Annotated in this window: 10 protein-coding genes; 4 read left to right on the top strand and 6 right to left on the bottom strand. The window is 74.2% G+C overall.

The window, feature by feature from the left end:
- Positions 1–332: 332 nt before the first annotated feature.
- The 3 genes from P1P75_RS33100 to P1P75_RS33090 form a co-directional block, all read right to left on the bottom strand.
- Complete coding sequence (locus tag P1P75_RS33100) at positions 333–1,598, bottom strand: helix-turn-helix domain-containing protein (protein WP_319262530.1); 1,266 nt, start codon at positions 1,596–1,598, stop codon at positions 333–335.
- 142 nt (positions 1,599–1,740) lie between these two features.
- Positions 1,741–4,437, bottom strand: a complete 2,697-nt coding sequence (locus P1P75_RS33095) for a LuxR C-terminal-related transcriptional regulator (protein WP_319262528.1) — start codon at positions 4,435–4,437, stop codon at positions 1,741–1,743.
- A 240-nt stretch (positions 4,438–4,677) separates the two neighbouring features.
- A complete protein-coding gene (locus P1P75_RS33090) occupies positions 4,678–5,574 on the bottom strand; it encodes a dienelactone hydrolase family protein (RefSeq protein WP_319262531.1) in 897 nt (298 codons plus the stop codon).
- Positions 5,575–5,895: 321 nt separating this feature from the next.
- Here P1P75_RS33090 and P1P75_RS33085 point away from each other — a divergent pair, with 321 nt between their 5' ends.
- Positions 5,896–6,228 (top strand): hypothetical protein, encoded by a 333-nt coding sequence (locus tag P1P75_RS33085; RefSeq protein WP_319262526.1) that lies wholly within the window; start codon positions 5,896–5,898, stop codon positions 6,226–6,228.
- 152 nt (positions 6,229–6,380) lie between these two features.
- Positions 6,381–7,268, top strand: coding sequence for a Gfo/Idh/MocA family oxidoreductase (locus tag P1P75_RS33080; RefSeq protein WP_319262524.1), 888 nt, complete (start codon positions 6,381–6,383; stop codon positions 7,266–7,268).
- A 60-nt stretch (positions 7,269–7,328) separates the two neighbouring features.
- Here P1P75_RS33080 and P1P75_RS33075 read toward each other — a convergent pair whose 3' ends face one another.
- Together P1P75_RS33075 and P1P75_RS33070 are read right to left on the bottom strand one after the other, a co-directional pair.
- Positions 7,329–7,607: a GlsB/YeaQ/YmgE family stress response membrane protein gene (locus P1P75_RS33075; protein ID WP_086772542.1), complete on the bottom strand. Its 279-nt coding sequence runs from the start codon at positions 7,605–7,607 to the stop codon at positions 7,329–7,331.
- A 314-nt stretch (positions 7,608–7,921) separates the two neighbouring features.
- Positions 7,922–10,144 (bottom strand): MMPL family transporter, encoded by a 2,223-nt coding sequence (locus tag P1P75_RS33070; RefSeq protein ID WP_319262523.1) that lies wholly within the window; start codon positions 10,142–10,144, stop codon positions 7,922–7,924.
- Between the two features lie 369 nt (positions 10,145–10,513).
- Here P1P75_RS33070 and P1P75_RS33065 point away from each other — a divergent pair, with 369 nt between their 5' ends.
- Positions 10,514–10,720, top strand: coding sequence for a hypothetical protein (locus P1P75_RS33065; protein ID WP_319262521.1), 207 nt, complete (start codon positions 10,514–10,516; stop codon positions 10,718–10,720).
- An 84-nt stretch (positions 10,721–10,804) separates the two neighbouring features.
- Positions 10,805–12,208, top strand: coding sequence for a Si-specific NAD(P)(+) transhydrogenase (sthA, locus tag P1P75_RS33060; RefSeq protein WP_319262520.1), 1,404 nt, complete (start codon positions 10,805–10,807; stop codon positions 12,206–12,208).
- Between the two features lie 32 nt (positions 12,209–12,240).
- On the opposite strand, the gene P1P75_RS33055 is transcribed toward sthA, so the two are convergent.
- On the bottom strand, positions 12,241–12,714 hold the full coding sequence (locus P1P75_RS33055; RefSeq protein WP_319262518.1) for a DUF5709 domain-containing protein: 474 nt from the start codon (positions 12,712–12,714) through the stop codon (positions 12,241–12,243).
- Between the last annotated feature and the right edge of the window lie 286 nt (positions 12,715–13,000).

The raw sequence follows: 13,000 nt of genomic DNA, 5'->3' as shown, positions 1-13,000 counted from the left end.
GGGGTTGTGCGGCTGCCCAGGCGGGGAACGCGGGCGCACGGGTCGCGGGCGTGCGGACGCGGACGCACGGACGCGGGTGTGCGGACGCGGACGCACGGTCGCGGGTGTGCGGACGCGGCACGCGGGTGTGCGGGCACGCGTGAGCGGCGGTGCGGCCGTCTCGCCGTACCGCCGGTCGCGGCGGTACGGCGACAGCGGGGGCACCGGGGGCACCGGAGGCAGCGGGCCACCCCAACCGGACCGACGGGACTCGCGCCACGGCGGAGCACAGGTGTGCGGGCACTCATGAGCGGCGGTGCGGCCTCTCGCCGTACCGCCGGGAACCGTGGTCGTCAGAGGGTGGGCCGGGCCGCCAGGGCCAGGGTGATCTCGACGACGTCCGTCGGGCGGGAGAGGCAGCGGCCCGTGAGCTGTTCGTAGCGGCGGAGGCGGTTGAGGACGGTGTTGCGGTGGCAGTAGAGGCGTTCACCCGCCCGCTGTGCGGAGCCGTCGCAGGCCAGCCAGGTGGCGAGGGTGTCCAGGAGGACGGCCGCGTCGGCGGGTTCCAGGGTTCTCAGGGGGCCGAAGACCCGGTCGGCGAGGGCGGTGGCGAGGTCCGGGGAGGAGATCACCAGGGCCGTCGGGAGGTGTTCGGTCAGGCGGATCGTGCCGCCGGTCCCGGGGCACATCCGCAGCGCGGTGTCCGCCAGTCGGCGGGCGTCGCCGACGGCGGCCAGGCCCGGCACGGCCGTGCCGACGCCGACGCGGGCGCCCGTGGGCGGGCCGCCGTCGATCGCCGTCTCGTCCTGGCCGTCGCCGAGCAGGACGATGCCGTAGTCCACCTCGACCCCGGTGTGCCAGTGCACACGCGCACCGCGTCCCACCGAGGCACGTGCACCGGCCGCCTCGGACGGGGAGCCGCCCGACACCGCGACGACGAGGTAGCGGCCCTGCTCGGGCAGGTCCAGGGCTTCGGCGGCCTCGGGCAGGTCGGCGATGCGGCTGGTGCCTTCCAGGAGGGCGGCGGCCAGCAGCCGCAGCCGGTTCTCGCGCCGCCAGGCGAGCTGGCGTTCGACCTGCCGGTAGGCGTCGGCGACCAGCGTGCAGTGCTCGTCGACGAAGTTCCACACGTCGGCGGCCACGTGCACGAGGAGGCGTACGTCCTCGGGGGCGGAGCGGGAGGTCTCGTCGACCAGGCCCTGCCAGACCAGGGACCCGCCGAGCCGGAAGGCGTGCAGCAGGGCGTCGAGCGGCAGGCCCTGCTCGGCCCGGGTCGCGCCGATCTTCCAGGAACAGCGGCGGGCCGCGTCCCGGTTGCCGCGCGGGTCGAGGAGCGAGTTCACGCTGTGCCGCAGCGAGCGGTGCACCTCCTGCCAGGTGGCTGCGGGGTCGCTCTCCACGGCGACGCGGTAGGCGGGTTCCAGTTCCTGGAGGGCGGCGACCAGCCGGTCGGTGAGGTCGGGCAGGTCGCCCAGCAGCACCCGCGCGGCGCGGTGCAGCACGCGCAGGGCGTCGGCGTCGATGAGCGACCGGACACGTGGGCGCGGCCGCGGGCCGGGTCCGGTGGGTCCGGCCGGTGCGGGGCGCAGCGCAATCCGTGGCCGAAGGGCGTGCTGCATGCGGTCCTCCCCCAGGGGTCGGTGACCCGGCGGCTCCCGCGCGGCGGTGCCCTGTCCGGCTCCGGGCCGGCCGAGGGGTCCGCGCGGATCCCGCCGGCTGGCGGGTCCTGCCCCGAAGGATGACATACCGTCCGGTCGGTCCCTAGGGGTGTGCACCGGTCTTTTCCGCTCGCTCGACCAGCCGGGCCAGTTCCAGGCGGGACCGCACACCCAGCGTGGCGAAGACCTTCCGCAGGTGATAGTCGACGGTACGGGTGCTCACGGACAGGGTCAGGGCCACCTCCCGGTTGGTCGCGCCCTCGGCGACGCGACGCGCGATGCGCAGTTGCTGCGGGGTGAGTCCGGCCAGGTCCGCGGCCCCCGCCGACCGCGGTCCGCTCGCCTCGGCGCCGAGGGCGCGCAGCTCGCCGCGGCTCTGCTCGGCCCAGGCGCGGGCCCCGCAGCGTTCGAAGCCGACCAGGGCGGCGCCGAGCCGGTCGCGGGCCTCGCGCAGGCGGCGCCGGCGGCGCAGCCACTTGCCGTGCAGGAGTTCGGTGCGGGCCCGCTCGAAGTCGCCGCCGGCCGTGTCGTGCAGCTCGAGGGCCTGCCGGTAGAGGGCGTCGGCCCGGTCCGCCGGGGCGAGCAGGGCACGGCAGCGCAGCAGTTGGGCGGGCGCCTGGGGGTCGGCGCCGAACCCGGCCCACAGGGCGAACTCCTCGACGACGCTCCGGGCGCCCTCGCTCTGCCCTGCGGACACGGCGGCCTCGACGTAGCAGGGCACGGCGAGCATCCACAGCGCGAAGTGCCCGCGCCGGGCGCCCGGCCGTACGAGCGGTCCGAGCCGGTCGGCGGCCTCCTGGGGCCGGCCGCGCCCGAGGTCGGCGCGGGCCGCCGCCCACTCCGCCAGCGTCGCCGCCTGCGCGAGACCGTGCCGGCGGGCCGTGCCGAGCGCGGCGGCCACATGCCGGGCGACCAGCTCGGTCTCCCCCTCGATCGACGCGGCCAGCGCCAGTACGGCGTGCTGGTGGGCGGCCGTGTTGCGCTGCCCGGCCCGGTGGGCTGCGCGCAGTCCCTCCTCGGCGTGGGTACGGGCGAGCGCGTGCCGTCCGGCGCGCAGTTCGGCGTAGGCCAGGTACTCCCGCGCCCGCGCGAGCGCCGCGACGGTGTCCAGGGTGCGGGCGGCGGCCAGGGCCCGCGCTCCCGCCCGGCGCGCGCCGGCGAGGTCGCCGAGCATCAGCGCCGCCGCGGCGGCCCGCAGGACGTCCTCCGGATCGCCGCAGGTCTCGCGGCCGTCGAGGTCCCGCGCCACCCGGCGCAGCCGGACCGCGGCCTCCTCGAACCGTGCCTCCAGCAGGGCCCGCAGTCCGAGCCGGTAGTCGGCGCGGGACCCGCCCCGGCCGTCGTGGCCCTCGGTCTCCCCGCAGCGTTCGAGTGCGGCGAGGCATCCCGCCGGGTCGCCCGCCGCCCATGCCGCGTCGCAGGCGGCCAGCGCGGCGGTCCCGGCGTCGGCCGGGGAGCGGTCGGCCAGCAGGGTGGTGGCGTGCAGGAAGGACGCCTGGGCCTCGTCCACGGGCCCGTCGTGCAGCACCACAGTGCCCCGCAGCAGGGCGGCACGGCCCCGTACGACGGCGGTGGCGGTGCCGGTCCGGGCCGCGTCGAGGAGTCTCAGGGCCTGGTGGGAACGTCCGTCGAGGAGGGCCTGCCCGGCGGCGGCCGTGTACCGCTCGGCGCGCCGGGGACCGTCCTCGCACAGTTCGGCGGCGCGGGCGTACGCGGCGCAGCGCAGCCGGCGCGACGGCAGGTCCCCCGCGACGGCCGCCAGTTCGCGCCCGCGTACGGCTCCGGCCCAGGCCCGGTGCAGCAGGGCCCGCGGGTCCCCTGGCGCCAGCTCCCCGGCCAGGGCGAGGTGCACGGCCCGCCGCCGCTCCTGCGGCGCCGCCGCGTACACCGTCCTGCGCAGCAGCTCGCTGTGGAAACGGACCTCGTCGTCGGCCGCCGCGAGCAGCTCGGGCAGCGGCAGGGCGCCGTCCTGCCCGAGTTGCCCGGCCGCCCGCAGGACGAGTCCCCGGTCCACGGCGGTGTCCTCGTCGTCCCGTGCGGCGGCGGCCACGGTCAGCAGCAGGCCGAGCCGGCCGGGCGTGAGGCCGTCCAGGCAGCCGCCGGCCACGTCCGTCAGCACCTCGGCGCCGGGCAGCGGGCGGGGCGGCGGACGGTCCCCGCGCACCTGGGCGGGCGAGAGCCGCCGTACGAGGGCCAGCAGAAGGGCCGGAACGCCCTCGGCCGCGTCCACGATCTCGTCGCGGACTCCCCCGTCGAGGGCCCCGCCGGTCACCTCGTCGAGGAGCGCGGCCGCCTCGGGCGGCGTGAGCGGGTCCACACGGGTCACCGTCAGTCCGGCGAACTCCGGGGCGGGCGGGCGGTGTCCGGGGACCGTGAGGAGCAGGCGCGCCGCCGTCGTCGTACGGCTCAGGTGCCGGGCGGCGTCGCTCAGGGCCGCGCGGGAGAGCGGGTCCCACAGGTGTGCGTCGTCGACGCAGACGAGCAGCGGGCGGGAGCCGGCGCGGAGCGCGTCGAGCAGGGCCTGCCCGGATCCGCCCGCCGGTGCGCGGCCGGTGGCCTCGCCGAGGGCGCGCAGCAGCGTGCGCAGGCCGCCGCCGGGGACGGCCGAGCCCGCGGGGTCGGCCCGTACGCGCACCACGGGCCCGGCGGCGAAGGCGCGGGCGGCGCGTTCGAGGAACCAGGTGCGGCCGCAGCCGGGTTCGCCGGTGACGACGCGTACGGCGGCGTCGTCGTGCCGGTCCGCCGGGGCCGTCGCCCGGTGCGGCGCCGGGCCGGGGGTCGCGGGCGTCTGTCCGGTCATTCACGTGACGTTACGCACGCGTAACGTGAGGCGGAAGTCACGCGTCCACCCGCGCGAAGTCCCGATTCCCGTCGGTGACCTGGGAGTTCGGTGGTGCGGTGCGGTGTGCGGGCTTGTGCCGGTGCCCAACTCCCCCGGGCCCGCGCCGTGACGGGGCACAACGGCGGCGGCGGTCGCGCGAGGTGCGCGACCGCCGCCGGTGTCGTGGGGCGTGGGACACGGCGTGTGCCGTGCGGGGCGTCAGGAGGTGTGCGGGCAGTTGCCCCGGTACTCCTCGATGGTCAGGCTCGGGCGGGGCAGCGGGCACAGGAACTGCTCGTAGCGGGTGTCGTTGTCGATGAACCGCTTCAGCCAGGAAACGCTGTACTTCGCGATGGTCGTGTTCGAGGAGATCGGGGTCAGGTGCGAGGTGCCGTTCAGCTCCAGATAGGCGCGGTCCAGGGAGGACGGCAGGGAGGAGTAGAAGGGCTCGGCGTGACTGGCCACGGGCGCGATGGTGTCGCCGTCGGCACCGAAGATCAGGGTGGGTGTGCTGACCTCCGGCCAGCTCTTGTCGGTGTTCCACGGCGTCAGCGGGATCGCCGCCTGGAGGGAGGGCCGGGTCTTGGCGGCCTCGAGGCTGCCGCCGCCGCCCATCGAGTGCCCCATCACGCCGAGCCGGGTGCTGTCGACCCGGCCCCGGACCGAGCTGCGCTGGGTGAGGTGGTCCAGGGCGGCGAGCAACTGCCGTCCGCGCGAGTCGGGCTGGTCGAGAACGGTGTTCGTGTCGATGGTGAAGACGACGAAGCCCTGCGAGGCCAGCCGCGGGCCCAGCCAGGCCATCGTGGACTGGGTGCCGGTGTAGCCGGGTGAGATGGCGACCGCTCCGAAAGTGCCGTCGGCGGTGCTGGTCGGGTAGTAGATCGTGCCCCCGCCGAAGCCGGTGACGGCCAGGGAGGAGACGGAGGTCTGCGAGACGGCGTACGGGCCCCTGGCGGCCTCGATGCTGGAGGTGGTCGGCGCCGGTCCGCGCTCGTAGGGGTTGTCCGCGGCCTGTGCCCCGGCCCCGTTGAGGGTGGTGAGGCCGACGACCGCGGCGATCGCCGTCGCCAGGCCGGCGAACCGGGCGAATCTGCGGTGGGGGGAACCGGTGGGCACCCGGTGGGCGGCACCGGTACGCGCTTGCTGCTGCACGACGAGTCGTCCTCTCTGTCGTGACGGCCCGCCCGGCCGGGCGGGTCCGTGGAGGGGCTGGTCGTGCCACTGTCGGGGCGCGGCCACCGCCCGGGGACCGGCAATGTCACCGGTCTCGTGCGGGCGGTGCCGGGCGAAGCCGCTCACCACGGCGGAAGTATCGGGGGCGGGTGCCGCGTTGCTGAAGGCGTTCTCCCGGCGTTTCCCGGCGATTCTCCGGCGTTTCCGGCATCAACGGCGCACATCGGTGCACTCGGACCGGGTCGCCGGACGAGGAGAACCGCCGTGATGTGGGTCGCCGTACTGCTGCTGCCGATGCTGTCCATCCTGCTGATGGTCATGGACCGGGTGGAGGACCGTGTGCTCGCGCCCGCCGCGCCCGAGCGGGCCAGGCGGCGCCATGCCGGGCGCAGGAGGCATCTGCGCCTGGTCCGGGGGACGTCCGGGAGCCCGGGACCGGACGCGGACGAGTCGGACGCGGGCACGTCGGGCGCGGACGAGTCGGGTGCGGGCACGTCGGGCGCGGACGAGTCGGGTGCGGGCACGTCGGGCGCGGACGAGTCGGGTGCGGGCACGTCGGGTGCGGGCGGGCCCGGCGTCGAGCCCCGGGTCGCCTGACCTGCCCCCCTCCCACCCACAGGCCCTCTCCCTGCCGGGATGAGTGCCCAGGGGTGCACTTCTGCGCCGTCCGTGTGCGAGGCTCGCCGACGAGGACGGCGCCCCGGCGCCGACCGGCCCACCCCCGACCGGCAGCAGGGAGAGTCAGCGGCATGCGCATCGGTCTGTTCGGCACCGGCGCCTGGGCCCAGATGGTCCACGCTCCCGTTCTGGCCGCACACGAGGATCTCGACTTCGTCGGAGTCTGGGGCAGGCGCCCCGCCGCCGCGAAGGAACTGGCGGACCGTCACGGCACCCGGGCCTTCGACGACGTGGACGAGCTGCTCGCGGAGGTGGACGCGGTGGCCGTGGCGATGCCGCCGGACGTGCAGGCGGAACTCGCGGTCCGGGCAGCCGGGGCCGGTCGCCATCTCCTGCTGGACAAGCCCCTCGCCGCGACGGTGGCGGGGGCGCGCGACGTGGTGCGCGCGGTGACGCGGGCGCGGGTCGCGTCGGTGGTCTTCTTCACCACCCGCTTCCTCCCCGAGCCCGAGGCGTGGATCGCCGAACAGGCGGAGACCGGGGGCTGGTTCACCGGTCACGCGCAGTGGCTGGGGTCGGTGTTCACCGGCGAGGAGCATCCGTTCGCCACGCCGTGGCGGCGGGAGAAGGGCGCCCTGTGGGACGTCGGCCCGCACGCCCTGTCCGTGCTGCTGCCGGTCCTCGGCGACGTCCGCCGGGTGGCCGCCGCGGCGGCGGGACCCGGCGACACCGTGCACCTGGTCCTGGACCATGCCGACGGCGCCTCCAGCACGCTGACGCTCAGCCTGACGGCCCCGTCGGCCGCGTCCGGAACGGGCGTGGAGATCCGCGGCGAGGCCGGGGTCACGCGGCTCCCGGAGAGTTCCGCGGACTCCGCGAGCGCGCTCGGCCGGGCCGCGGACGCGTTGTGCGCCGCGGCCCGTGACGGGCGACCGCACCCTTGCGACGCCGGGTTCGGCCTGCGGGTCACCGAGATCCTCGCCGAGGCGGGAAGCCTGCTGGCCTCCGACGCCGGCTGAGATCGCGCCGGCCGCGGCCGGTCGGGCGTGCCGGTCGGGCGTGCCGGTCAGGCGTGCCGGTCAGGCGTGCCGGTGGGTGCGCTTGTTGCCGGTGAAGGCCCGGTAGAGGAGCAGCAGGATCAGCGAGCCGACGATCGCGGCGATCCAGGTGGACAGGTCGAAGAAGCCGTCGATCGAGTCCACCCCGAAGATCACCTTGCCGAGCCAGCCGCCGAGCAGACCGCCCGCGACGCCGATCAGCATGGTGATGATGATGCCGCCCGGGTCCTTCCCCGGCAGCAGCATCTTGGCAACGGCCCCAGCGAGCAGGCCTATCAGAATCCAGGCGATGATGCCCACGGTTCCTCCCATCTCCGTCGGAAAGCGTGTACGTCTTCCGAATGCACGGAGAGTGGGGACGCAAACCTGTCAAGGGCTCGTCAGCTTTCTTCGAACGGTTCATCGCTCCACCGGAACCAGGCCCGGTCGCCCCGGATGTGCAGCAGGAACTCGGCCACGGGACCGTCGGGCGAGTGCAGGGCGACGCGCCTGCCGATCTCGGCGTGGACGGCTTCCCACTCCAGGATCCGGTCCAGCCGGCGCGGGGTCCACCGGGCGGGCGGTCACACCCTTGGGACTCCCCCGCCTGACGGTCCATGGCTTTCCCCGGCGGCCTACGCGGGCCGCCTCCCCACCGCCCCGTCCCCCTCCGCGTCGATGTGCGGCAGGATCCGGTCCAGCCGGCGCGGGATCCACCAGGCGTGCGGGCCCAGCAGGGTCATCACTGCCGGGACCATGAGCAGCCGCACGACGGTGGCGTCGATGAGCACGCTGACGGCCAGGCCCAGCCCGAGCATCTTGACGACGATGTTGTCGCTGACGACGAACGCGGCGAAGACGCTCACCATGATCAGGGCGGCACAGGTGATGACCCGGGCGGTGATCTCCAGGGCATGGGCGACGGAGGCCTTGGCGTCCCCGGTGCGCAGCCAGGCCTCGTGGACGCGGGAGAGCAGGAAGATCTCGTAGTCCATGCTCAGGCCGAAGATGATCGCGAACATCATCATCGGCACATAGCTCTCGATGGGCACCTTGCCGGAGACGCCGAGGGCGGGCCCGCCCCATCCCCACTGGAAGACGGCGACGACGACGCCGTAGGAGGCCGTGATCGACAGAACGTTGAGGACGGCGGCCTTGACGGCGACCAGGAGGCCGCGGAAGACCGCGAGGATGATCAGGAACGCCAGTGCGACGACCACACCGATGATCAGTGGCAGCCGGCTCGCCACGATGTCACGGAAGTCGACCTGGGCGGCCGTGGTGCCGGTGACGTAGGTCTTGGCGTCCGTTCCGGAGACGGCGTCGGGGAGGGTGTCGTCGATGAGACGGTTCGTCAGGTCGGTGGTGGTGGCGCTCTGCGGGGACTTCGCGGAGTAGACGGTGGCGAGCAGGACGTCGCCGTCCTGGGTGGGGGTGAGCGGGGTGACGGTGGCCGCTCCCGGGACCGCGCTCAGGGTCTTCTGTGCCTGGGAGGAGAGGGCGGAGCGCTGGTCGGAGGGGACGGTGCTCTGGTCGATGACGACGGTGAGGGGCCCGTTGGAGCCGGGGCCGAAGGCGTCGGTCATCAGGTCGTAGGCGCGTCGGTCGGTGAAGGAGGTCGGGTCGGCGCCGTCACCGATGTGACCGAGCTGGAGGGAGAACACCGGGACGGCCAGCACGGCGATGGTGGCCACTCCCGCGGCGAGGTAGCGCCAGGGCCGCCGTTCCACCCGCAGCGCGTAGCGGTGCCAGGTGCCCTGGGCCGGTGCGCCGGCGGTCCCGGTGGTCTCCGCGGTCTCGGCGACGGGTTTGCGCACCCGGTAGCGGTCGATGCGCCGGCCGATGAGGCCGAGCAGGGCGGGCACGAGGGTGAGGGCACCGGCGACCGCGGAGACGACGGTGACGGCGGCGGCGAGGCCCAGCTTGCCGATGAAGCTCACGCCGGACGCGTACAGGCCGGCCAACGCGACGATCACCGTGCAGCCGGAGACCAGCACGGCCCGTCCGCTGGTGGCGGTGGCATGTCCGGCCGCCCGCGCCGGGTCCGTGCCGTCCATGACGTTCTGCCGGTGCCGGGTGACCAGGAAGAGGGCGTAGTCGATGCCGACGCCGAGTCCGATCATGGTGGCGAGGGTCGGGGAGACGGTCGCGAAGGTGAAGGCGGCGGCGAGCAGGCCGAGGCAGGCGAGACCGCCGACCACGCTGATCAGGGCGGTCAGCAGGGGCAGTCCCGCGGCGATGACACTGCCGAAGCCGACCAGCAGCACGACGACGGCGACGGCGAAGCCGATCAGTTCGCTGATCCGGTCGTCCGCGGCGGGCCGGGCGAGTTCGCCGAGCGGGCCGCCGTACTCGACGTCGGCACCGGCCGCGCGCAGCGGCTGGACTGCCTGGTCGACGCCGTCCAGGTAGTCGTCGTCGAGGGTGGAGGGCTGGACGTCGAAGCGGACGGTGATGTAGCCGGTCTTTCCGTCGCCCGAGACCGGTCCTTCCTTCGAGGCGGTCTGGGTGAGGGGATTCTGCACCGCCAGCACGTGCGGGAGTTTCTCCAGGTCGCCGACCGTGGTGGACATCTGGGAGCCCAACGCGGTCAGGGGCTGTTTCGCGTCGTGCAGGACGATCTGGCTGCCGTAGCCGCCGGCCTGCGGGTCGTGCTTCTTCAGCACGTCCAGCCCCTGTTGTGACTGGGCGCCCGGCAGGGAGAAGTCGTCCGAGTACGTTCCACCGTGCGTGCGGCTGAGCACCTGGAGCGCGACGAGGGCGACGAGCCAGCCGATGATGACGATCAGGAAATGGCGGGCGCACCAGGTGCCGAGCCGCCGCAGTGCCCCGCCTCGCGGGTCGCCGCTGGAATCCATGGACTTCGCCTTCGCTGCCGGAGGTGGTTCGCGAGGACCCGATACGGGCCATTAGACGCCGGGCGGGCGGTACGGGCATCCGGAGACGCTGTTCGCCTCCGCCGCCCCTTGCCTCCTGGACCGGGGGGCCGCGCCCCGGCCCTCGCACCGGCGGACGGGCCTGGTCCTCGATCGCCGTACGGGTTTCGGGGCGCGGACCCGGGGCCGGGGCGGGAAGCGGCCGGGGCGACGTTACGTCCCGGCGCGAAGCGGTACTCCTTGTTTCAGGGAGCCCCCGGGATGCACGGTGCGCTCCCAGGATGAATGGTGTTAGTGGGCCCATGACGGCACCGGGCCCGCAGCAGCCCTCCGAGCCGAGGAGCCGAGACCATGTCGATCTCAGAGCCCGATCCCTCCCAGCCACTGCGTGAGCGCACCACCCCGGACAAACTGCTCCACACCCGTACCGGCACCGAGGTGTCGCCCGAGGACATGGTCCTGGCCGCCGGCCGGGACCTCACCCCGCGCAACCTGGAATGGGCGCGGCGCAAGCTGGAGGCGGAAGGACCGGACAGCATCGAGAAGATGCTCCCCTGACCCCGCCCCGACCCCGCGGCCCTTCCCCTGGCAGGTTCGCCGTTTCGCTCACCGAGGTGCCCCCCGGGCTGACAGACTCCGCAGGTGCCCGACTTCGACATGCTCGTCCTCGGATCCGGCCCCGGCGGCCAGAAGGCCGCCATAGCCGCGGCCAAGCTCGGCCGCCGCGTCGCCGTGGTCGACCGCCCCGACATGCTGGGCGGTGTCTCCCTCCACACCGGCACCATCCCCTCCAAGACCCTGCGCGAGGCGGTGCTCTACCTCACCGGCCTGACCCAGCGCGGCCTCTACGGGCAGAGCTACCGCCTCAAGGAGGACATCACCGTCGCCGACCTGACCGCGCGCACCCAGCACGTGGTGAGCCGGGAGACCGACGTCATCCGCAGCCAGTTGTCCCGCAACCAGGTCGCCCTGTACTCCGGCACCGGCCGGTTCGTCGACGAGCACACGGTGGCCCTGCGGGAGGCGGGCGGACAGGAGCGGCTGCTGAGCGCCGGGCACATCGTCATCGCCACCGGCACCCGGCCCGCCCGGCCGGAGAGCGTGGAGTTCGACGGCCGGACGATCCTCGACTCCGACAACGTCCTCACGATCGAGCGGGTGCCGCGGTCGATGGTGATCGTGGGCGCCGGCGTGATCGGCATGGAGTACGCGTGCATGTTCGCCGCCCTCGGCAGCAAGGTCACGGTGGTGGAGCGGCGAGCCGGGATGCTCGACATGTGCGACGTCGAGGTCATCGAGTCGCTCAAGTACCATCTGCGCGACCTCGCGGTCACGTTCCGCTTCGGGGAGACCGTGGCCGCCGTCGAGCGGCATCCGCGGGGCACGCTGACCGTGCTGGAGAGCGGCAAGAAGATCCCCGCCGACGCCGTGATGTACTCGGCGGGCCGCCAGGGCCTCACCGGCGAACTGGCGCTGGAGAAGGCCGGGTTGGCGGCGGACGCCCGCGGGCGGATCACGGTGGACGAGCACTACCGCACGCAGGTGCCGCACATCTACGCCGTCGGTGACGTGATCGGCTTCCCGGCGCTGGCCGCGACCTCGATGGAGCAGGGCCGGGCAGCCGCGTACCACGCGTGCGGCGAGCCGGTCGGGCGCACGCACCGGCTCCAGCCGATCGGCATCTACACCATTCCGGAGATCAGCTTCATCGGCCGGACCGAGGACCAGCTCACCGAGGACCGGGTGCCTTTCGAGGTGGGCGTCGCCCGCTACCGCGAGCTGGCCCGCGGCCAGATCATCGGCGACGCGCACGGCATGCTGAAGCTGCTGGTGTCCCCCGAGGACCGCACCCTGCTGGGGGTGCACTGCTTCGGCTCCGGGGCGACCGAGCTGATCCACATCGGCCAGTCCGTGATGGGCCTCGGCGGCACGGTCGACTACCTGGTGGACGCGGTCTTCAACTACCCGACGCTCGCCGAGTCGTACAAGGTCGCCGCCCTCGACGCCACCAACCGGCTGCGGCAGTTGGACCGCATCGGGGACTGACGCACGGTTTCCCGGGGAAGGTTGTCGTCTTCCTAGGGAAGGTTGTCGTCGTCCACCACGTGGACGGCGGCCTCCTCCGCGCCCGCGGCGCCGCCGTCGATGCCGACGTCCTCGGCGATCTCCTCCTTGGTGGCGTCCGCACGCGCGCCCTCGTCGGGAGCGACCAGGCGGCCGGCCCGCCCCTCGCCCGCCTCGGGGTCGACCGGTTCGCCCTCGCCGCCCGGAAGGTCGCCGATGCCGTCCCCGGCGGGCCGGGACACGTCCGGGACCTCCTGCGCGAGACGCTGGTCGAGGGTCTCCCCGTCGTGCTGTTCACCGGCGGTGGTGCCGTGCTTGGTGACGCCGAGCGGCTTCTCCGGCGGCGAGTAGCCCTCGTCCAGGATGTCGTCGTAGGTCCGTTCGTCGAGCGCGTCCTGGAGGTCGAGCGGCGCGGCGTCCTCCTGCTCCTCGTTGCTGCCGGTGGGCTGGTAGGCGTCGTCGGCGGTCGTCTCGGGCTCGCTGCCCATGAATGCCTCCCGGGATGCTGTTCCGGCTGCGCTGTCCCCGTCCGCGTATCCCGTCGAGCGCGCCCCAACCGTGGCACATGCCAACCGCACGAGCGGATACGGACGTTACCCGTCCGTCAATCTTGAAAGGTCAAACGGTGGGACTATCATCACTCGCACACTCGGTGTGACCGGCCCCCGACGCAGAGGTGGGACGGTATCCACCACGCCCTTTCCCGCCCGCGCCGCGAGGCCATCCCCCGCCGGTGCGCGGCGCGGGCGGGAAAGGGCGTGGTGGATACCGTCC

Source organism: Streptomyces sp. ID05-39B (genome assembly GCF_033794725.1).
Lineage (GTDB): Bacteria > Actinomycetota > Actinomycetes > Streptomycetales > Streptomycetaceae > Streptomyces > Streptomyces bobili.
The sequence above is the reverse complement of the archived record's forward strand: the minus strand, read 5'-3'. Positions and strand labels throughout refer to the sequence as shown.